A 20,507-nucleotide genomic window follows, 5' to 3' on the forward strand; every position below is an offset into this window, starting at 1 on the left:
TGGTTGTTCGGCCACGGCTTCCGTGGTCATGGGCAGTTCACCTCTTGCTGGGCCGGGGGAGCCTGTCGGACTTAAGACTGTCCTACTGCGGTTGCGATAAATTGGTCTAAAAATTCCTGCTTCTTCGTCAAATAGCCCCGCTATTCTCCTCAGAAGCAGAAATTTTTATCCTCAATTTCTCGCAATCCTCGCTACGGACGCTTAAGTCCGACAGGCTCCTGGGAGGTTAGATGGCTTATTTACTGATCAGTTCCATCATGCATGCTAGAGGTGGTGTCTGTCCAGAGAGGAACTATACCAACTCTCGGTCAGCCTCCTAACGATAGTGCAGTCCCATGGCATCGCGGACTTCCTTCAGGGTGTCCTGGGCTTCATCGCGGGCTTTCTCGCACCCTTCGGTAATAATGCTCTTGACCACATCCTGGTTATTTTCCAGTTCCAGGGCTTCAATCCGTATCGGTTCCAGCTCGGCCTGGATCGCTTCTATGACCGGTTTTTTGCAGTCCAGGCAACCGATGCTGGCACTGGTACAGCCACTGTGTACCCAGTCCTGACGTTGCTGGTCAGAATAGAGTCGGTGGAACTGCCATACCGGGCATTTTATGGGGTCGCCCGGATCATTCCGGCGAATACGGGCTGGGTCCGTGGGCATTTTCCGGATCTTGGTGTCCACCTCATCAGCACTCTCTCTGAGGCTGATGGTGTTGTTGCAGGACTTGGACATTTTCTGTCCATCCAGCCCCGGCGTTCTGGCTTGCGGTGTCAGCAATGCCTGTGGCTCTGGCAGAATAACCTTGCCGGTGCCTTCCAGATAACCGAAGAGGCGTTCCTGGTCACCCAGGGTAATATTGTTCTGTTCTTTCAGCAGGGCCCTGGCTGTTTCCAGGGCTTGTTCATCGCCTTTTTCCAGATAGCTTTTGCGAAGCTTCCGATATATTTCACTCTGCTTTCTGCCCATTTTCCGGATGGCCATTTCGGCATTTTGTTCAAAATCGGGTTCACGGCCATAGAGATGGTTAAAACGGCGGGCAATTTCCCGGGTAATCTCCACATGGGCTTCCTGATCCGCGCCCACAGGCACACTGCCTGCCCGATAGGCCAGAATGTCAGCACTTTGCAGGAGGGGATATCCCAGAAAGCCATAGGTAGAAAGGTCTTTCTCTCTGAGTTTTTCCTGCTGGTCTTTGTACGTTGGAACCCGTTCCAGCCATGACAGCGGTGTCATCATGGAAAGCAGCAGGTGAAGTTCGGCATGCTCCGGTACCCGGGACTGAATAAAAATGGTGGAAGAGCCAGGGTTCACACCAACGGCGAGCCAGTCAGTGACCATATCCAGCATGTGTTGCTGAAGGTGCTGGGTATCTTCATAGTGAGTGGTCAATGCATGCCAGTCTGCCACAAAGAAAAAACAGTCGTATTCGTGTTGCAGTGCCAGCCAGTTTTTTAAAACACCGTGATAATGGCCAAGATGCAATCGGCCAGTGGGTCGCATGCCAGATAAAACACGCGACTGAGGGTCTACAGCGCTCAAAGGGCTCTCCCAAATTAGTCCTGAGAGGACAGGGTACGACAGTTTTAATCCAGGGGAAAGAGGGGCGAGACAGTATTCCCTGCCGCGAATTACTGGCTTTAGTGGCCAATAATGTGATGGGTCTTTTTGTCAGTATCAAAAGACGGGATGCTCCCCTGAACAAGGCATTGATAAAGCGTTTTTCCCGGTCAGCCTCCTGGTACATGGTTTCAATGAGTTTGACGTGTACAATCTCCGTTCACCCTGAGCGGAGTCGAAGGGTGCTTGGCACGATCTATCAGAGTCCGGAGTTTCCGCCTTTAGGCCCTATGGGTCCTTCGACAAGCTCAGGACGAACGGAGTGCGGAGGCACGACAACCCGCCAAACTCATTGAAACCATTTACTAGTGCCTCCGGTTCTGAAGAGGGTATCGTTCCGGGTATTTGATGATGTCAGTGGCGATATCAAGAAATTCTGATTGAATGCCCTCATCTTCAAGAATCTTGATGGCAATATGCTGTTCAGAAAAACCGGACTTTAAAAGGTAGTCATAGACCAGTTTGCCGTCGCTGGTGATGTCTGCGTGAACATGCATGTTCTGGAATATTCCGGGGTACTCATCAGCCAGCAATGTGGGTCTGGGGTAGTGGGTTGTACAGATATTAATGCAGTTCCGGTTGTTGGAAATGATTTTCAGATAGCCATAAGTGCCAGCCTCACCTTCTATCGGATTGGTGCTGCTGAAAATCTCATCCATCAGTGTCAGGCTGAACTGGGACTCTGCCATGTTTTCAATATGGTCCATCAGTTCAATAGCTCTCACCGATTCTGCCTTGAAGGTTGACAGCCCGGCAGCCACCTCTGAGCTGATATCCATATGGGTATGGATCAGTGAAAACGGGGTTATTTCAACATGGTGCGCTGGTGCAATTCCAAAGGTTTGAGCCAGCAGGACGGCAATGGCAATGCCTTCCATATTGGTTGATTTTCCGGCGGCATTAGGGCCTGTAATGATGGTGTTCAACGGTAATTGCGCGCCTATTTCAATACTGTTTGGCACGGCTACAGCGGGTGATAAATGTGGATTCCAGAATCGGTCAAGTCTCAAGTAGGGTGAAGCGTATTCCGGAATGTATTTTGCGAAGGTAATTGGGTTGCTTTCTCTTTGCTGACCCTGGCTTACCAGTCTGGCAATGGTCAGCCAGGCATCCACTTCACCCACGGCCTTGAGGATGTATAACATAGAGCTTTTGTACTTTTGCATCAGTTCTAATGCCATGTGGTAGCACCCCATATGAGAGGTGTAGTAGTGCCAGGTGGAACGGACAGGGCTTTCAGGAGGCTCTTTCAGTAGCGCGAGCATTTCCCGGAACTCTTTCGAGTAATCCAGCCTGGCAAGCTCCGGGTAGGATAACAGCACTTCATGAAACGGTGGATGGTTCTCAAGGGTCATCCAGAGTTTTCTGGCTTCAAATAAGGCAAGACCCGGGCGTCTGCTACGTTCCATTACGTAGGTGTAATAATTCCTCTCTCTTTTGGCACTTCGTTGTGTCAGGTAAAGAGTCAGGCCATAAAGTGTCAAGCCGCTGACCAGATGCAATGGATGTGATGAATTGTAATAAAGGTAGGTAGGCATAAACCCGAGACCCAGCAAATTAAGGCTTTCAATAAAACGACGGGAGGCTTCTTTTTCATTGCTGGTTTTCGGGTTCATACCAAACTGAGTGGTAGCATCCAGGCTCTGGAAAAGTCCTTTATAGACAGTATCGGAGGGGTCAAGCAGAGATATAATGCCATCCTCATTGGCGGAGAACCGTTGTAAATGATTCTCCAGCCTGGCCATGATTATTGGATTATCGATCAGGTATTGAATGGTGGATTGTCTTTTTTTCAGTACGTTGATATCGGTTGTCGGAGTAATCAGCATATTGGCTAACATGATTTCTCCGGATACGGTAATCGGGGTTCCAAGGCTTTTCAGAATGCTGTGGTCGGGTGACTGCGTTGGTCCATTTAATAAATCCAGGTCTTTAACGGCGTAATGTGTCAGAATTTTGTTTGTGGAACTGGCCTGGTCGACGGTTTGTTGGGTGAGTGATTTTAATACGATTTTTCTTTTTTCTCCGGGTGTAAGAATAATATCAGGAAGTTCACCTTTAACTTCTTTTGATTCAATTTTTTCATTAGAGTCCGGGTAGGCTTGAGAAAAGTGTTGCTGTGATGTTTGATAGGTGTTTTTTATACCAAGTCCAGCCTGAATATCTAAAGGGTGTATAAGAAATCCAAAGATTATTATGAATAATTTATTTTGGTATCTTTTGGTTTCCGGTTTTTTGACTGCTGATATTGGCATGGTTTGATAAATGCTTCGTTAATTGATTGATTTCGGCTATTCACTAATTAGTTCTTGATTGTTGGATGCGATTGTTGGATGCAGTATGGTATTCAGGCTTTTGAATCAGAATAACAATCCTAGACGATTTTTCTGAATAGTAGAAACATAGTTTTTGCTGTTAATTCCACATCATGGCATGTCATGGATAGTTGTGTGAACTAACAGCTGATACTTGCTTTACCGCAAGAAAAACTAATCAATCATAAAAGGCTCAGGATTACCTTTGCCGACCCTGAGAAGTTCCGGGACATCTTCCATCAGGCTGACCACCGTCGTCGGCTCCATGCCACAGAATCCGCCATCAATAATCAGGTCCAGCTGGGGTTCCAGCGTCATGCGGATATCGTAAGGATCCATCATGGGGAACTCTTCACCAGGCAAGTGGAGTGTTGAACTCATAATGGGGCAGCCCAGCTCGCTGAGCAGTGACTGCACAATGGCGCCTTCAGGTACACGGATGCCGATGGTCTTCCTCTTAGGGTGCATCAACCGTCGAGGCACTTCCCTGGACCCTTTCAGAATAAAGGTATAGGGACCCGGTGTGTGATTTTTCAGCATTCGATATTGCGTATTATTCACCTGGGCATAGGTCGCCAGTTCGGAGAGGTCTCTGCAGACCAGGGTAAAATTATGCTTTTCATCCAGCCTGCGTATTTTCCGGATGCGCTCAACCGCCTTTTTATCGCCAATGTGACAACCCAGGGCATAGGCTGAGTCGGTAGGGTAGGCGATCACACCACCATCGCGAATAATATCAACAGCCTGACGGATCAGGCGCAGTTGCGGGTTGTCGGGGTGAATCTGAAAGAACTGGCTCATGGCAATCGTCAGCATCAGGGTTATTCACTCTACCTATGGCCCGGTGTGTGGGTGGTGACAAGCAAAAAAGTTTGTCGGCCATAATTCAGAGCGATGAAGGGGTAGAGCCTTCAGCAAAAAAGGGTCTTAAGCTAAAAAGAGCCTTTAGCTAAAAAAATAGCCTTCAGCCGAAAGAGTAATGCTTCAGCGAAAGAGCACGGTGGTGATTGCGCAAAAGCGGTGGCGAATCATAACACTGAGGTCAACAGGAAAGAAGAGCTGGCCAGTGGGACTCGCCGGGATTCAGAATGCACTTCAGCGGGGCTCACATGTCTGTTTGTGATCACTCACGGGTGTTACTGATGAATCAGACAACACGGCGATGATGACAACTTCTTCCCCGGCCACAGCAGGCGCTATGTCCAGATATCCCAAACCGGTTTCAGGTTGGCAGGGAGAGCGGGAGGCAGTCGACCAATATCAACCCATGGGTAGTCCGGGTTATGAAAATCGCTGCCCTGTGATGCCATCAGGTTAAACTCCCGGCAGTAGCGTGCCATTTGCTCTACTTGACTGTGTGGATGGTTAGAGCCCTGAACCTCCATGGCGTGCCCCCCTGCCAGGGTAAAGTCTTTGATCAGAGCCCGGAGTTTGGTGGCGGTCATCCGGTATTTTCCGGGGTGGGCAAGAACGGCCGTTCCTCCCAGTGCCCGGATCCAGGCAACGCCCTGGCTCATCTTTGGCCAGAAGGCTTTAAGGTTGCCAATTTTGCTGTTATCTAGGTACTTGCGAAACGCAGCATCCATATCATGGCATCGTGCTTCACTGATCAGCCAGCGGGCAAAGTGTGGTCGCCCAATCTGCACGTCGTCCGGTTTCAGCATAAAGCCATGATGGCTGTTTTGCTGTTGTTCAACCGCAACCTCAAGGACTTTGCGGAAAATCTGATCGGCGCTCCAGTCAGGCAAACGGCGGGCCAGTCGTTCGGCAATATGATGTGAGCGTTTTCTGCGGGACTCGCCCTGGGCTTTTATGACCAGCTCCAGGTCCTGGTGATCAAGGGAGAAATTCAAACCGACAATATGAATTTCAGCACCGGACCAGGTAGTGGAGAGCTCAATGCCGGTGATTAATCGAATATCCCCCTCAGGCTGGTGGTCTCTGAGGAAGTAGTGGGCAGCAACGGTGTCATGATCGGTAATGGCCAGGGTATGGACCTGTCGTTCCTGAGCCCGGAGGTAGAGTTCAACTGGGTCAAGAGTTCCATCGGAAGCGGTGGTGTGGCTGTGTAAATCAATGGAAATCAAAATTGCCTCTTACCCTGAAATTCAATTAGTTTATTATGTAGTTTGACTGTTATTGCCAGCAGGCTCAAACTCCCTGACCGTTATTCAATAACGGGGTGATAAGTTGCTGCCTCCTATTCTACTCTGATTGGCCAAATATGAAGCAAATAATTGACTTTATTCCTCTGATTCTTTTCTTTGTCGTCTATAAAATGGACCCGAGAACGGTCAGTCTGGGGGCAAATGACTTTGAACTGGGTGGACCGTTCAGCGCAACTCTGGTGCTGATGGTTGCTTCCATTCTGGTGTACGGCAGCCTGTATCTGAAAAACCGTGCGCTGGAAAAAAGCCATGTGGTTACTCTCGCGGCGGTTATGTTGTTTGGGGGCATGACACTGACGTTTCACGATGAAGCCTTTTTGAAGTGGAAAACCCCAATCGTCAACTGGATCTTTGCGGTTGCTTTTCTGGGCAGTCAGTTTATTGGTGAAAAGACCCTGCTGGAACGGATGATGGGACACGCCCTGACACTGCCGGACAATATCTGGCTCAAGATGAACATCAGCTGGGTAATATTTTTTATTCTTCTGGGGGCGGCCAACCTTTTTGTGGCATTTACCTTCCACGATATCTGGGTGGACTTCAAAGTGTTCGGCAGCCTTATTTTGACATTCCTGTTTGTGATTGGTCAGTTTCTGGTGATTTCAAAACATATTCAGACTGAGGAGAAATAAATGCTCTACGCTATTTTCAGTGAAGATGTCGATAATAGCCTGCCATTGCGAATGAAGGCGCGCGCCGCTCACCTTGAGCGGCTTCAGCAATTAAAGGATAAAGGGCAGCTGGTGCTGGCCGGTCCCTGTCCTGCCATAGACAGCAATGATCCGGGAGAGGCTGGTTTTACCGGGAGTCTGGTGGTTGCCGAATTTGCCAGCTTAACCGAAGCCCAGGCCTGGGCAGATGCAGATCCCTATATTGAGGCTGGCGTTTATCGACAAGTTATCGTTAAGCCATTTAAAAAAGTTCTGCCGTGATTTGAGATGCTGATACCTGTGAAAATGCAAAAACATTGGCTGGCTGTTCTGTTCGGGTTGTTATGGATCGGGCAGGTCTGTGCTGAGACACGATATATCACTGATATTACCTATGTGCCCATGCGCAGCGGACCCGGTAATGAATACCGGATTCTGCACCGTGGACTGAAGACCGGCACTTCGCTGGTCCTGCTGGAAGAAAATTCTGGCAAGGGCTTCAGTAAAGTGAAATACGGTGATCAGGAAGGTTATGTACCGACACAATATCTGATGACCAACCCACCGGCTTTTCGCCAGTTACCCGCGGCCCTGGATCGGGCCAGTAAAATGGCTGAGGACAATAAAGCGCTGGAAAAACGCCTGATTGAACGAGATGGTCAGCTGCAAGAGGTAACCTCCGAACTCAGCAAGGCGGATAATAAACTGGATCGCCAGCAGGTAGAGCTGAAACGACTTCAGGATATTTCTGCTGAGCCCCTGGCGATAGATCGTCGTAACCAGCAGCTGGTTGAGGAAAACGAACGGCTGAAAAACCAGTTGCAGGTGCTGCAGGCGGAAAATCGTCAGCTGCTCAGAGACACCAGCCTGCGCTGGTATCTCTTTGGTGGTGGTACAATATTGCTGGGTATTCTGCTTGGTTTGTTCCTGCCGATGTTGAAAATCCGCAAGAAAGAGAGCGCCTGGGTTTAGGGTTTATCTCAGGGTTTATAGAGGTGAGGTTAGGAATTGTCCTTAAATAATTCCGACATTTTAAACTCGGTCTCCGTTCATCCTGAGCGCCCTTCGACTCCGTTCAGGATGAACGGTCGAAGGGTGACTGGCACGATATCGAGGCCGGAGTACACGCCCTTCGACAGGCTCAGGACGAACGGAGTTTCGAGGCTCAGAAATGTCGGAATTATTTCGGGCCAATTCCTTAGAAGAATCTGACCTCCCTCAACGGTCGTTGTGGCCAAGATCTCTTTCAGGGGCAATCACGTCCCTGACTTTCTGTTTGATTTCCTTAGGTTGAGGAAAACCGCCGTTCTTTTTCCGTTCCCAGATCTCTTCGCCATTGAGCCTGATGATGAAGATACCGCCTGTTCCCGGCTTTAACCGAACTTCCCCTATATCAGTACTAAAGGTACTTAGCAGCTCCTGTGCCAGCCAGGCAGAACGCAACAGCCATTGGCATTGACTGCAGTACTCTATCTCAATAATGGGCTTTTCTGTCATGGCACCCTCGCTTAAAATTCGCCGCTGATTTTTCAACGCTTGATAAGTTGTGGCCTCATCTTCATGGAGAGTGCCCTTTTTATCAAGGTTCTTTTATTAAGAAAGGTACAGTGCATGGATTGGATGGTTGATCCAGCAATAGAAAGCTATTGCCAGACGATGACGTCCGGTGAGTCTCCGCTTCTGGCCGAGCTGGCTCAGGCCACGGTGGACAGAACCCGTTACCCCGTTAACCTCTCCGGTCGGCTGGTAGGGCAGACCCTGAAAATGCTGGTTAAGATCAGCCGCAGTAAAACCGTGCTGGAAATTGGTATGTTTACCGGCTACGCAGCGCTATCCATGGCAGAAGGTTTGCCCGATGATGGCGTGGTGTATGCCTGTGAAACCAACCCACGGTCCATTGCCATTGGACAAGAGTTTTTTGACCGGTCTCCCCATGGTCATAAAGTCAAAGTGCTCTTTGGCAGGGCGCTGGATACTATCCCGGAATTAACAGCGGAAAAACTGGACCTGGTGTTTCTTGATGCAGACAAGAAGAAGTACCGCGATTATCTGGAACTGGTACTGCCCATGCTGAACCCTCACGGGCTTGTGGTGATTGATGATGCCCTCTGGAAAGGGAAGGTGCTTGACCCTCAGGAGGAGCGTGATCGGGTGATTGCCGATCTGAATCGTTACATTTATCAGCACCCAAACCTTGAGAGTGTGCTGCTGCCCATCCGGCATGGTTTAAATATTGTGCGAAAAGTCTGACCTTCTGCCTTTCTGCCATTTATCCACTATTATCCATTACTCGCAAATGAGTATTTAAGAAGGGGGCGTTCATGATTATCTATGAAGTCAATTGTCTGGTGGATAATGAAATTGTGGATGAGTTCAGGGCCTGGCTAAAGCCACATGTTGATGCCGTGCTGAAGGCAGAAGGGTTTCACAGTGCGGAAATACTGAAGCTGACGGTCGATGATCAGCTGACGGCACGACCTTATTCAACGGGTTTTTCCATTCGCTATCGAGTGTCCGGGCAGGGTGCGCTGGATCACTACCTGACACATCTTGCCCCTGCACTTCGCCAGGAAGGCATTGATACGTTTGGTCATCAGTTCACAGCATATCGTCGTGTATTAAAGGAAGACGCCTGATCGTCACAACCGGGGATCATTCTTAAAAGCAAGCCAGTTACCTGAGAGCCTGAAAAGCTTAGCGCTAGGAGGCTGTCCGAGAATAGACTGCCCTACTGCGGTGGCAGCAAATTGGTCTAAAAAGTCAGAAATTTTTAGTAAATAGAACCACTATTCACTAAAAATTTCCGACTTTTTATCCTCAATTTTCTGCCATCCTCGCTACGGGCGCTATTCTCGGACAGCCTCCTAGAACTCATCTCACAGCTGCCAATCACTGTCGAGGGCTATGGTATTTTCCCGAAGCAACAGTATCTCATCCATGACATTGGCTTCGGGGCCGGACTGTTCAAACCAGCAGCCTAAAGCATGGAACATCTTGCTGCCTTCAGAAAAACTGTGCAGACACTCCAGAACCTGTTCCTCATGGATTTCCTGTCCATCTACAGGTTGTTTCGTGATGCAGCAGTGCGCCATGAAGAAGAAATGCAGGCGTAAAGTCTGAACTGAACTTCTCAGGGTTTTGATGGATTGCAATACCTGCTCTGCTGACACTTTCTGGTGATTGATTGGCAGCTCATAATACATAGCCATGAATGTCAATACACATTCCAGTCGAAGTTCCTCTGCACCTTTGACCGATACGCTGTTCAAGATTTGCCAGGCCTCTTGCAGCAAACCCCGGGCTTCACCGGTTTCATGGTCCCGCTGAGATTGTTGCAGCCTTAGCATCAGATACCTGGTTTGCCTTGCAGAATGATTACCGGGTACTTCATTAAACGCTGCCAATACTTCCTGGTCATCCGGACAGGCGCTGTCCAATTCCCTGGCATTCAATGCCAGCTGAGCATAAAAAATGGCTTTTTGAAGTAACCAGCCGCCGCATTCACAAACCTTAACCACCGCATCCGGTGTGACCGGCTGACCATTCAACAGCATGCCCTTCAGGCAACAATGCGCTTTGAAGCGCGCCAGCTCCAGCACAGCCCCGGTTGCCTCATAACCCTTAACTACCGCATCCGGTGAGACCTGCTGACCATTCAAGGTCAGGCCCCTCAGGCAACATTCTTCCTTAAAACGCACTAATCTCAGTTTGCCCTCGGGGCTGTCCGGGAACCCCCTGGCCACTTCGTCCGTTGTAATCAGCTTGCCATTTAATGTCAGGCCTCTCAGACAACATTCCTCTTTGAAGCGCGCCAGCTCCAGTACTGCTGAAACTGCCTGATAAGCAGAGACCACCGCTTTCGTTGAGACCTGTTGGCCGCCCAATGGCAGGCCCCTCAGGCAACATTCCGCTTTAAAGCGCGCCAGCTCCAGTGTCGCTCTGGCTGCCTGAAACCCCTTAACCACCTCTTTCGGGGTAACCTGCTGGCCATTTAATAGCAGCCCCTTCAGGCAGCATTGTTCCTTAAAGCGTGCCAGCTCCAGTGTTGCCTTGACTGCCAGATAACCCCTGACCACCTCATTCGATGTAACCTGCTGACCATTCAATGCAATGCCCCTCAGGTAACAGTATTGCTTAAAACGCGCTATTCCCAGTTTGCCTTCCGGACTATCCGGGAAATCCCTGACCACCTCATCCGGAGTGACCGGCTGGCCATTTAACGCCAGGCCCTTCAGGCAACATTGTTGCTTAAAGCGCGCCAGCTCCAGTATTGCCCTGGCTGCCTGATAATTCTTAACCACGGCATCCGGTGCGACGGGCTGGCCATTCAACGTCAGGCCCCTCAGGCAACATTCCGCTGTAAAGCGCGCCAGCTCCAGTTTTGCCCTGGCTGCCTGATAATCCCTGACCACAGCATCCGGTGAGACCTGCTGGCCGTTCAACGTCAGGCCCTTCAGGCAACATTCCGCTTTGAAGCGTCCCTGCTCCAGTGTTGCATTGACTGCCTGAAAACCCCTTAACACTTCATCCGGGTTGACGAACTGGCCATTCAACACCAGGCGCTTCAGGCAACATTCTGCTTTAAAGCGTGCCTTGCCAAGTTGGCCTTCCCGACTGTCCGGGAAAGCCTTAACCACTGCATCCGGTATGACCTGCTGACCATTCAACGGCAGTCGCATCAGGCAACAGTGTTGCTTAAAGTGGGCGAGCTCCAGTGTTGCGTTGGCTGCCTGATAATTCCTGGCCACCATATCTGTTGTGACTTCCCAACCATTCAGTGGCAGGTTCTGCAGGCAACACTCCGCTATGAAGCGTGCTATCCCCAGCCTGCCTTCCGGACTATCCGGGTAACTCTGAACGACCTCGTCCGGTGTGACCGGCTGTCCATTCAGCGCAAGGCCCTTCAGGCAACATTTTTGCTTGAAGCGTGCCAGGTCCAGTGTTGCGTTGGCGGCCTGATAATCCTTAACCACTGCATCCGGTGTGACTTGCTGGCCATTCAACAGCAGCCCCCTGAGGCACCATTGTTCCTTAAAGCGCGCCAGCTCCAGTGTTGCCATGGCAGCCTGACAACCTCTAACCACTGCCTCCGGTGTGATCCGCCGACCATGCAACGACAACTCCCTCAGGCAACATTCCGATTTGAAGCGTGCCAGCTCCAGTGTTGCCCCGGCGGCTTGATAATTCCTGAACACTGCTTCCGTCGTGACCTGCTGGCCATTTAACTGCAGGTGATTCAGGCAGCATTCTTCCTTGAACCTTGCTAACGCCAGTTTGCCTTCCGGACTATCCGGGAAATACTTAACCACCATATCCGGCGTGACATTCTGGCCCTTCACCGGCATGCCCCTATGGAGACAGTGCTGCATAAAGCGCGCCAAGGCTAATTTGCACTTATTGTTCCGATCCGGTTTACGGTTGAATTCTTGAATGACCTGATCCGGGGTAACTTTTCTATTGCCATGGAGAATATTCTGCAAGCACAGTTTTTGCAGGAAGAAGCCAGGTCGAAGGGACGTTGTATCATTCCCATAGGCGTTAAGCACAACAGCCGGGGTGACTTTACGACCCTGAAATGGTTGTTTTTCCCAAAAGGCATCTTCAACACATTTGCTATCGACATGGAGAGGCGTCGTACTTCTCTGAGACTGATGGTTTGATACTCGTTTACCGTTAAATGCACTTCGGGAGCGGTGAGGAGTCCCGCTTGAACCAGCTCGTCGATCAATCGATCCCGAAGGGTAGAAAGGTGGTGCTGTCGCTCTCAGAATGAAACCTTTCACGCATGGAATGGAAATTCCGGAATTTGACCTCAAAACAATTAATAGGTTCCATTGATGGTTTCCTTCTATCAATGAAGTACAGATTCCGCTTATTCATCAAACTCATTGGAATGTGATGTATCAGCCGAATGAGACAGCAGGAAGGCAGGAATGCGCCTTCCTTTACTACCTGAAGTTTGTGTCCGGAAGCTCATCAATCACCGGGCGTCGTTCCTGCAGGCTCAAAATAACGGTAAAATGTCAGTGATCTGCCATCGCGGATAAAGCTGCTCAGATAGCCCGATTTAAAGACGGGGTAGACTGCCGCCTTGCCAGTGATATACCAGACGGGCATTGACGTTTTTGCCGCCAGATACAGCGGCAGCGTTTCACCGGTTGCCTGGAATTCCATAGAACCTGCCGGTTTATTGATCATAACATCCTCTACGGTTGTCAGTCCGACGGTACTGAGTGCCAGCAGTGGAATACGGTCCTGATCTGTCATCCCTCCGGTAGTTACTGCATCTGCATAGGCCTGGTCACTGAGCTGTCGCAGCTGATCCAGGGTAATACTGCCCAGACAGGCCATATTGCTGCCACGTCCCACCGAGACAAAATGACCCACCTGGCAATGATTCAGCATGGCCTGATAGTTTTCCTCCGGGGATGCATTTTGAGTGGTCTTGATCAGACGGTTTTTGATGCCTTCTTCAACCTGGTGAGCGGAATATCTGGGAAGCCATTTGCCAAAAGGCTGAATGAGCTTCAGGACGAAAGTGGAAGCGTCCATCCCCCTTTCGCCGTCAGGGCCAATGGTTCCTTCGCCAAAGGCAAAGTAACGGTTCTCATTGTGTTCCGGCGCAACATAGTCTGACGGGTATTTTAACAGGGTATTACTCAGCTGCTTCAGATAGTTCTGGTAACTCAGGGGAAGTGGCACTTGTATCACCTGGTTATCCAGTTTCCCCGCAGGATCAACCGATAATTCCACCGGGGACAGTTGGGCAGAATAAAGCCGTAACTCTGACGATTCTATCTGCCGGGATGCCGGAGGTTGATGGTTCCGCGCAGCGAAAAAGTACCTGCCACTCAGGCTGTACACCGGGGTGCCTAAAGGCAACCGCTGGTTTATGTCCTGACTTCTGACCCGGCTGGTGACGGTCAGTTTCAGTTGGTGATCAGGATCCCGGGATGAAACGGGAAGTTCACCCGCCAGCGAGTCATCGACAAAGGCGATATGCCTTGCCTTGGTGAACTTGAGGCCAAACTCCGGACGCCACAGGGCTACCCAGCTATCTTCGGCAGACTCCAGACCGGCTGAGTCAATAGTCGTTAACTGACCAAGCACAAAGACCGGGGTATTTCTCAGAATAAGCGTACTGGATGATTTCTGGTTAGCGGCAACATTGGAAGCCTGAGCCAGATTATTGGTAAAAAATACATCACTGGGGAAAAACTGCGCATCAGCATCGGCGATGGTTATGGCCCGGGCTCTGGGGTGAAACCTCTGAAGATATTGAGTCTGCTGAACCCGCTCTAACAGCTGCTGGCGTTCAGCTTCGGTAATCAGATGGCCAGAGGCATCAAAATTATTGCTGATAGCGCCAATGACCACTCTGGCAGCCGTCTGGGTGATAGAGCCGTACTGCTGTTGGTAAGTGGCAAGGGCTTCGTCCACTTTCTGTTTGTTCCAGGGAGCGAGCAGCCACTCCTGCAGATTATTGTCGCCGATTTCCCATCGGACTGTTGCATCCCGGGGGTTGATTCCCTGCATTTCTGCGATGGTATGGACATCTTGCAGCCCTTTATAAACAGCGCCCTGTTGGTCAGCCTCAGGATAAGCGGCGGCGAGTGCGGTTATCCCGCAAAGGAGAGTGAAAATCAGCCATCTTGTTATTGCCATCGGTACTTCCTCAGTGAATCCAGCGTTTCATGAAGCCTCAGACAATATAGACAGATAAATGGGGAAAGGGTTGCAAATGACGCGGAGAAAGTGACTGCCCCCGGGAATATGGGGAGCAGGGGACCGGTTAAATCGACCAGCTCAGGTCAATATCCCTGGACTGGCCAGACTGATAGAGCCTGGTTCGGGCTCGGTGCTGGCAATCAACTTACGCCTTTGGGGAAGGAGGGGATGTCTTCCCGGGGAAAGGCGACCAACTGAATATCAATCAGCTCCCGCATCTCTTCTCTCAGTTTCAGCAGAGCCTGCAAAGCGGTGAGCGATGGGTCAGTGGTATCCACATGGCTGCGAACGTGCTGAACCCCCCGGGCAATATACCACTCCAGGGCTTTTGCGGCACGGTTTTCAACATCGTCACGGGTCAGCGTTTTTTTCCGTTCCGGCCAGTTGTGAATGCCTTCAAACAAAGTGCCGCTGCAGTTCCATACTGGCTCTCCGGCGGTCAGAGCGGTGTCCAGATGTACATGTCGGTCGATAAATGGCGGCAGGACCAGCCATCCAGTACCGTCGATGACCTCTACTCCTTCGTTCCGGGCAGTATTTCGGATCGTGGCAGCAAGCGTGATGACAGTGAACGTGCCATTATCCATGCCAATATCAAACAGGCCCTCTTGCTAGTGCAGGCGGACGTTTTCATGTCTCAAAGAAACAGGTTGAGGGCCTGATAGCCGGATATTCATGCTAATAGAACGGTTATTTGAAGTCAGTCAATGATAAACCGAAGCTGGTTGCGGAAATTACCGTGGGATGGAACCTGTTGTTAATTGCCCGAATTCCCTTTATGGTTGCACGCGCATTCCTGTTTAAATGCACACAATAATAGAAAAAAAGGAGTAATTACTGTGGAGCATCTGCTGGCAGACTATCCCGTTATCACTGAGATACCCCTAGCCCGGATATTTCATAAACGTGCTCCCGATCTCGCTTGTCCTTTGCCGCTCTAAGGGAGTTTTGCTCAGTCGACCGTACTCCCCGGTACGGCGCTCCTTCACAAAATCCCTTAGAGCGACAAAGTCCTTCGCGATATTCGGGGCAGTTTATGAAATATCCGGGCTAGCCTGGGGGGATATGGATGCCCTTCAGCATGTCAATAATGCAGAAAATTGAAGCGGGCGGGATAGCAAGTAGCTAACTTCATCGAACAGGTGCTTTTCTGCAGAAAAGAGCCACTGCTCAGTCTGTTTGGAACTAGGTCATAGAGAAGGCCCGGGTGACGAATGTTTTTATGTTCGCAGGGCAATATCGGGGATATTGGCAATGAACTAATGTTACTGTTCATTGTCCAAACTCTGGCGAGAAAATTATTGCTATACAGGCTGGACTGTTGCCTGGTCTGGTCAGTGGGCTGGAACAGACAAGTTCCCTGTTTAACCCGCATCGTTATTGTATTTGTTTTATCAGAAGACAGACTAATTGGGTGCAACGCCGGGAGCGACGGTGCAGTTTTTCATCATGTGTGGCTTCATTCACATGACAGTTAATTCATACTTATTTCACTTCAGGGATAGCACACACATAGATACTTAAGACAGACATATAGACGAAGGGGTCAAAATGGATGCGTCAACTGCACTATCAGCATCGAAGTCAGCAGCTCTTGCATGTGAGTTCTGTTCACAATCAAAGGCTAATGACTCCGGGTTCTTCTGTCATCGTAAAATAAAACAATACCCTCAATGCCGGGCTGAGAATCTGGTTCCTTCGGGCCACTTAAACAAAGGTCCTTTTCTGAAATATGTCCTTGAACCATTGTCCCGTCTTGAGTTCGTTGCACCGTTTATGCGGCGTATTTCCGGATTATCGAATTCAATGCCTGAACGAGTGACTTTCAGTGATCAGGGGATAAACCAGGCGAGTTCGGATAATGCTGTTACGCCTCGGGCCGCTGGTGAGCAAGAGACAATCACCGACACTGAATATCTGCAATTTTTATCTGAAATCAAGCCTGGTCGGGAGACTGATAGCCATCTGGATAAGCCACTGTCTGACTGGTGTGGCGTGAATGCTGAGAATATATCAGCTGCTATTAAAAAAGCCTGCCAATCAGGTCAACTATCAGAGTCACTGAGAGGGTGTATCAGCGAACAGGGTATTTTCGAGCAGCCATTGCAAGCCAGGGATTTTCAACATAATAAGATACCCGTTTCGGTCAAGGCTGAATTTCATCTAAAGGGGATGACGGCAACCCATGGAATGAAAGGGGAGGGCGTTGAGCAAACGGTAACCACAAGGTTTCTCGATATACTTGGGGCTTCTGATGAATTCTGCCTGCTGCAAACCAACACCCAGCATGCACTGGGTGCCGGTGCCAGTGGTATCAATCCTAAAGATGGTCCTTTGGCTAATACCTATCTGGGGAAAAATGGCCGTCCTAAAATTCCCGGTGGTTCCACCTCTGGTGGTGCTGTCGCGGTCAGCAGTGGTCTGGTGCCCATTGCCATCGGCAGTGATGGTGGTGGTTCGGTCCGCATACCCGCGGCAGCAACGGGCGTTGACGGGGGTAAGTGTGGCAAGGCAGAAGGTCGTGCTGAATCGATTCTTGATCAGACTGGGGGAGCCTACAAAGGTAACCCGGAGTCAATGGTAGAGTCAGGAATTTTAGGACGTAACGTTGGCGATATGGCAAAGGCGCTTCTGGCGTCCAGCAGTGTCAGACCGGATAAACGCTGTCTGAATTACCAGGAGTTGGGTGTGGCCATTGATCTGGATGCCTTGGGAATCGCCAGTCCGTCTGTTACTGAAAAATGCAAAGAGGCCATTGGCTGCTGGCAGAGCAAATATGGCAAGGCCAGAAATGTGCAGGAAGTCCATCTTATGGATCTTGAGAATAATCCCGGGAATGCCAAGTCACTGGCCCTGTCCCATGTGGTACTTTTTGGCTCTGAAGAACTGCAAGCCTTTAATTCAACCGCGTTATCGGATGATCAACGGAGCCAGGCCGATCCGGAACTCAAGCTGAATATGAATTTGGCCAAATCGTTTACTGATCGGATGAAGCGCGTTGCCAGAGAAAACCGTGAGCAATTCAAACAGCACCTTAAATCACTCAAAGATCGAGGCGTTGACGTTATTCTGATGCCCACGATTCCCGAAGTGAGCAGAGATATTATCAGGGGCGAGAAACAATACGGTATGGCTGACTTACGGAGTTCATTGCAGTTGAGTCAGCTCACCAGTCTGGCCAACTTGCTTGATGTGCCTGCAATTACTCTGCCTGTAGGCCATGATAAAGTTCATGGTATGCCCGTCGGACTAACCCTGATGAGTACTTCGGAAGATGACTGCAACCTTTACCATTTTATGCCGTTGGCAAAAGAGTTTGAAAATGTAACCCGGGAGCGAAATGAACTGAGAATGAAAAAACCGGACATCTATTTTGGTGACTATCTGCACCGGGAAAGTTAGCGGTTTATTTCCTCTTCAGCAGGACCAGAACAGAACCGGTGCCACCTTCGGAAGGCGGGGAAGAACAAAATGCCAGAACATCCGGTATCTGTTTTAACCAGTGATTGGTATGGCTCTTTAACGTCGATTGTCGTTCTTTGCTGCGGTGAGACTTACCATGAATGATGCGTACACAGGTCAGCCCACGGTAGCGGGAAACCTGAATGAACTCATGGATAAGATCTCTGGCTTCATCAATCTTATAGCCATGCAGATCCACTTGAAACTGAACCGGGATCGTCCCCTGACGCAGTTGCCTGAGCCTTGTGGTCTGGATTCCGGGCTGAGAGTATTCAATAAACTGTTCAGGATCGACAGGCTCAATCCAGGCGTCAGAGAGTGCAGCACCAGAGGATGGCTTGTCCAGCTCGGCAGCCTTGCGGCGAGCCCTTAGAGTGCTTTCCGGAATATCTGAATTCGTTTTGCGATGGATGCCAGAATGCGTCTTGTTGCCTTTTTTGCCAACCAATGGTCGTACATCCCTCATGGCTTCCTGAAAGCTTTGCTCGTCATCTCGCTCTGGCATAAAAATGGCTACTTATCACTGAGTGCGGTGGTTAACAGTTAACCGGAAAGGTATTGTACTAATTGTGCAAGTATCATCAAACCACTTGAGAGTACTTTCTGGTTGAGATGTTTTGTTAAAGTGATTCATTGAATTATCGGACTATTGAAGTTAGCACAAATAACAATGAACCTTATCTTGACGGCCATTTGATTGGATGGCGTGCCGCCCAAAAAACGAAAACCGGCACGGAGGGATACCGTCGCACAGTTGAAATAAAAAGCAACGAGCGCAACAAGCCCTGCTAGTAAGAGATTTCTAAATGGACTTGAATTCAAGTTGAAACCAAATTTTATTTTTTTGCTTTCTTTGATTCTATTATAAAGGTTGCAGCTTGCTTACCAGCGACTTTTGCTTGTTCTACATCACCGAAAATCTTGAAGGCCTTTTGGTAAGCCTTCTGGTAAGCCTTCTGGTAAGCCTTCCCTATTTCGGACTGTGCCCAGGCTCGTTTGGCAGCCTTCCCTTTCTCGGACTGTCCGTAAGCCTTCCCTTTCTCGGACTGTGCCCAAGCTCGTTTGGCAGCCTTCCCTTTCTCGGACTGTTCGTAAGCTCGTCTGGCAGCCTTCCCTTTCTCGGACTGACTGTAAGTTCGTTTGGTAGCCTTCCCTTTCTCGGACAGTCTGTAAGCTTTTTGGGTAGCCTTATACTTCTCGGACTTACGGTAAGCTTTCTGATAAGTCTTCTGGTAAATCCTCTGGTAAGCCTTCCGTTGCTCGGACTGTTCTGAAGCCTTCCCTTTCTTGGACTGATCGTGGGCTGCTGCGGGTGTAGGGTGTAGGGGTTCACCAGAACCGGACAATTCAGGTGCTTTAAACTCAATAATTTTCGTTATGGCTTTCTTTTGTGTGTCTTTATTCAACGGACCAACAACAGCAATTGGACGTGATGATGGCTGAGAAAAATCAGCTAACAAATTTTCCTGGGGTAATTGCTGAGCTATTTGTTGAGAGTTTGTTGAGGTTAAATCTGTGGATGCAAAATCATTATCAACAGATTCACTGGCTGAATCACAACCTGAAATTTCATCAAGGTCTTCTGGTGATAATTCAGGAGGCACTAATTCGTTTTCAGTGGATGGTAAAAGAGAAATTGAAAAATCATTAATCGAACGTGGAGAAGATGGTGTGTTCTGACTTATTACTACCTCATTTAAATATCCGTGACGGAATGGACCCAGTATCTGCGCAGAATAGCCGACCATCCTTGGCTGTAAACTGGTAATACAACAAGGTGGTATAAAAGGTGTCTCTGCAGAATCCTGTAGACAGGAATCAACAGAAACGAACTTTGACTCTAAGTTAAGTCTATTCATTGAACTATTGAAATATTGAATTACATCTTAAGACCACTCTTTTTTATTAAAGTTTCTCCGTTACATCAGCCAGCTCGTCTCGACGTTTATATATTTACTGTCGTATTGATAGATTTCAATGTTAGAAATCTTATAAAAGTTCAACAGCACTTTCACCATAGTGTGGAAAACAGTCGAAAGGATCATTGAAGTCAAGCGGGCATGTAAACTTGATGGTTCCTTCTGTAAGGACTTTTAGAGAGCCTTCATCGAAAGGAGGGTATTTATATCTATATGCGACGTTTTCTTACGGGAACATCCTTGTCACAACCTTTAACCCGCATATTGCATAACCCTATTTATTAGCAAGCTAAAAAGAGCTATGCGAGATTTGACAGGGCTGAAACAGCTGACTTTAACTCGAGGCTCTTTTCGGATTCCAGACTGCTATGTAACCAGCAAATTGACCAAGGGCTGAAGGATGCTCTTACCTCTTCGACCAAGGCTCTTTTCGGATTCCAGACTGTTGAACTATCCTTTGCTGGAAAAGTAGCAGCAGCAGGGTTATTCATGAATATAGGACGAATTTCCGATCTCATCAGCAATGAAACCTGTTATGAAATGATCCGCGAGAACCGATGGCCTGATGATATTGTTCGCTGCCCGCACTGTGATTCTGACCATATCAAAAAGAATGGACACGACAATGTACAAATAGAGTGCCAGCATTATTACTG

17 protein-coding genes are annotated in these 20,507 nt (G+C 49.2%); 7 read left to right on the forward strand and 10 right to left on the reverse strand.

Annotated elements, in window-relative coordinates; genetic code table 11:
• Window positions 1-316: 316 nt before the first annotated feature.
• The 4 genes from CX664_RS16340 to CX664_RS16355 form a co-directional block, all read right to left on the reverse strand.
• A complete protein-coding gene (locus CX664_RS16340) occupies window positions 317-1,531 on the reverse strand; it encodes a tryptophan--tRNA ligase (protein ID WP_101747776.1) in 1,215 nt (404 codons plus the stop codon).
• Between the two features lie 383 nt (window positions 1,532-1,914).
• The gene (locus CX664_RS16345) at window positions 1,915-3,864 is read right to left on the reverse strand and encodes a MutS-related protein (RefSeq protein WP_101747777.1); all 1,950 of its coding nucleotides are present in this window, start codon (window positions 3,862-3,864) and stop codon (window positions 1,915-1,917) included.
• Window positions 3,865-4,098: 234 nt separating this feature from the next.
• Window positions 4,099-4,725, reverse strand: coding sequence for an L-threonylcarbamoyladenylate synthase (locus CX664_RS16350; RefSeq protein ID WP_101747794.1), 627 nt, complete (start codon window positions 4,723-4,725; stop codon window positions 4,099-4,101).
• 395 nt (window positions 4,726-5,120) lie between these two features.
• Window positions 5,121-6,011 (reverse strand): PHP domain-containing protein, encoded by an 891-nt coding sequence (locus CX664_RS16355; protein ID WP_101747778.1) that lies wholly within the window; start codon window positions 6,009-6,011, stop codon window positions 5,121-5,123.
• Between the two features lie 137 nt (window positions 6,012-6,148).
• Between CX664_RS16355 and CX664_RS16360 the strand changes: the two genes are divergently transcribed.
• The 3 genes from CX664_RS16360 to CX664_RS16370 are packed head-to-tail and all read left to right on the forward strand — an operon-like array spanning window position 6,149 to window position 7,714.
• Window positions 6,149-6,724 (forward strand): septation protein A, encoded by a 576-nt coding sequence (locus CX664_RS16360; protein WP_101747779.1) that lies wholly within the window; start codon window positions 6,149-6,151, stop codon window positions 6,722-6,724.
• Complete coding sequence (locus CX664_RS16365) at window positions 6,725-7,024, forward strand: YciI family protein (protein WP_101747780.1); 300 nt, start codon at window positions 6,725-6,727, stop codon at window positions 7,022-7,024.
• 24 nt (window positions 7,025-7,048) lie between these two features.
• On the forward strand, window positions 7,049-7,714 hold the full coding sequence (locus CX664_RS16370; protein WP_163373175.1) for a TIGR04211 family SH3 domain-containing protein: 666 nt from the start codon (window positions 7,049-7,051) through the stop codon (window positions 7,712-7,714).
• Between the two features lie 246 nt (window positions 7,715-7,960).
• Here the strand turns inward: CX664_RS16370 and CX664_RS16375 are convergent, their stop codons facing one another.
• The gene (locus CX664_RS16375) at window positions 7,961-8,239 is read right to left on the reverse strand and encodes an Rdx family protein (protein WP_101747782.1); all 279 of its coding nucleotides are present in this window, start codon (window positions 8,237-8,239) and stop codon (window positions 7,961-7,963) included.
• A 114-nt stretch (window positions 8,240-8,353) separates the two neighbouring features.
• Here CX664_RS16375 and CX664_RS16380 point away from each other — a divergent pair, with 114 nt between their 5' ends.
• Both CX664_RS16380 and CX664_RS16385 read left to right on the forward strand, forming a co-directional pair.
• The gene (locus CX664_RS16380; RefSeq protein ID WP_101747783.1) at window positions 8,354-8,992 is read left to right on the forward strand and encodes an O-methyltransferase; all 639 of its coding nucleotides are present in this window, start codon (window positions 8,354-8,356) and stop codon (window positions 8,990-8,992) included.
• Window positions 8,993-9,063: 71 nt separating this feature from the next.
• The gene (locus tag CX664_RS16385; RefSeq protein ID WP_101747784.1) at window positions 9,064-9,378 is read left to right on the forward strand and encodes a DUF4286 family protein; all 315 of its coding nucleotides are present in this window, start codon (window positions 9,064-9,066) and stop codon (window positions 9,376-9,378) included.
• 240 nt (window positions 9,379-9,618) lie between these two features.
• Here CX664_RS16385 and CX664_RS16390 read toward each other — a convergent pair whose 3' ends face one another.
• The 3 genes from CX664_RS16390 to CX664_RS16405 all read right to left on the reverse strand — a co-directional run bounded on the left by CX664_RS16390 (window position 9,619) and on the right by CX664_RS16405 (window position 15,057).
• Window positions 9,619-12,525, reverse strand: a complete 2,907-nt coding sequence (locus tag CX664_RS16390) for a hypothetical protein (protein WP_146000067.1) — start codon at window positions 12,523-12,525, stop codon at window positions 9,619-9,621.
• Between the two features lie 193 nt (window positions 12,526-12,718).
• The gene (locus CX664_RS16400; protein ID WP_101747787.1) at window positions 12,719-14,407 is read right to left on the reverse strand and encodes a hypothetical protein; all 1,689 of its coding nucleotides are present in this window, start codon (window positions 14,405-14,407) and stop codon (window positions 12,719-12,721) included.
• A 203-nt stretch (window positions 14,408-14,610) separates the two neighbouring features.
• Window positions 14,611-15,057, reverse strand: coding sequence for an amidohydrolase family protein (locus tag CX664_RS16405; protein ID WP_101747788.1), 447 nt, complete (start codon window positions 15,055-15,057; stop codon window positions 14,611-14,613).
• Between the two features lie 1,219 nt (window positions 15,058-16,276).
• On the opposite strand from CX664_RS16405, the gene CX664_RS16415 reads away from it, so the two are divergent.
• Window positions 16,277-17,872: an amidase family protein gene (locus tag CX664_RS16415; protein WP_180966525.1), complete on the forward strand. Its 1,596-nt coding sequence runs from the start codon at window positions 16,277-16,279 to the stop codon at window positions 17,870-17,872.
• Between the two features lie 4 nt (window positions 17,873-17,876).
• Here the strand turns inward: CX664_RS16415 and CX664_RS16420 are convergent, their stop codons facing one another.
• Both CX664_RS16420 and CX664_RS25795 read right to left on the reverse strand, forming a co-directional pair.
• A complete protein-coding gene (locus CX664_RS16420) occupies window positions 17,877-18,437 on the reverse strand; it encodes a Smr/MutS family protein (protein ID WP_101747791.1) in 561 nt (186 codons plus the stop codon).
• A gap of 331 nt (window positions 18,438-18,768) precedes the next feature.
• Entirely contained in the window at window positions 18,769-19,680 is a 912-nt protein-coding gene (locus tag CX664_RS25795; protein ID WP_146000068.1) for a hypothetical protein, read from the reverse strand.
• Window positions 19,681-20,340: 660 nt separating this feature from the next.
• Between CX664_RS25795 and CX664_RS28240 the strand changes: the two genes are divergently transcribed.
• A partial coding sequence (locus CX664_RS28240; RefSeq protein WP_146000069.1) for a transposase occupies window positions 20,341-20,507 on the forward strand: 167 nt, incomplete at its 3' end.

Source organism: Endozoicomonas acroporae, assembly GCF_002864045.1.
GTDB lineage: Bacteria > Pseudomonadota > Gammaproteobacteria > Pseudomonadales > Endozoicomonadaceae > Endozoicomonas > Endozoicomonas acroporae.

What these genes read in the sequence shown, in the direction of transcription:
- CX664_RS16345 (WP_101747777.1), bottom strand. Translation starts at nt 3,864, where the DNA reads ATGCCAATATCAGCAGTCAAAAAACCGGAAACCAAAAGATACCAAAAT.
- CX664_RS16350 (WP_101747794.1), bottom strand. Translation starts at nt 4,725, where the DNA reads ATGAGCCAGTTCTTTCAGATTCACCCCGACAACCCGCAACTGCGCCTG.
- CX664_RS16360 (WP_101747779.1), top strand. Translation starts at nt 6,149, where the DNA reads ATGAAGCAAATAATTGACTTTATTCCTCTGATTCTTTTCTTTGTCGTC.
- CX664_RS16365 (WP_101747780.1), top strand. Translation starts at nt 6,725, where the DNA reads ATGCTCTACGCTATTTTCAGTGAAGATGTCGATAATAGCCTGCCATTG.
- CX664_RS16370 (WP_163373175.1), top strand. Translation starts at nt 7,049, where the DNA reads ATGCAAAAACATTGGCTGGCTGTTCTGTTCGGGTTGTTATGGATCGGG.
- CX664_RS16375 (WP_101747782.1), bottom strand. Translation starts at nt 8,239, where the DNA reads ATGACAGAAAAGCCCATTATTGAGATAGAGTACTGCAGTCAATGCCAA.
- CX664_RS16380 (WP_101747783.1), top strand. Translation starts at nt 8,354, where the DNA reads ATGGATTGGATGGTTGATCCAGCAATAGAAAGCTATTGCCAGACGATG.
- CX664_RS16385 (WP_101747784.1), top strand. Translation starts at nt 9,064, where the DNA reads ATGATTATCTATGAAGTCAATTGTCTGGTGGATAATGAAATTGTGGAT.
- CX664_RS16400 (WP_101747787.1), bottom strand. Translation starts at nt 14,407, where the DNA reads ATGGCAATAACAAGATGGCTGATTTTCACTCTCCTTTGCGGGATAACC.
- CX664_RS16405 (WP_101747788.1), bottom strand. Translation starts at nt 15,057, where the DNA reads ATGGATAATGGCACGTTCACTGTCATCACGCTTGCTGCCACGATCCGA.
- CX664_RS16415 (WP_180966525.1), top strand. Translation starts at nt 16,277, where the DNA reads ATGCCTGAACGAGTGACTTTCAGTGATCAGGGGATAAACCAGGCGAGT.
- CX664_RS16420 (WP_101747791.1), bottom strand. Translation starts at nt 18,437, where the DNA reads ATGCCAGAGCGAGATGACGAGCAAAGCTTTCAGGAAGCCATGAGGGAT.
- CX664_RS25795 (WP_146000068.1), bottom strand. Translation starts at nt 19,680, where the DNA reads ATGGTCGGCTATTCTGCGCAGATACTGGGTCCATTCCGTCACGGATAT.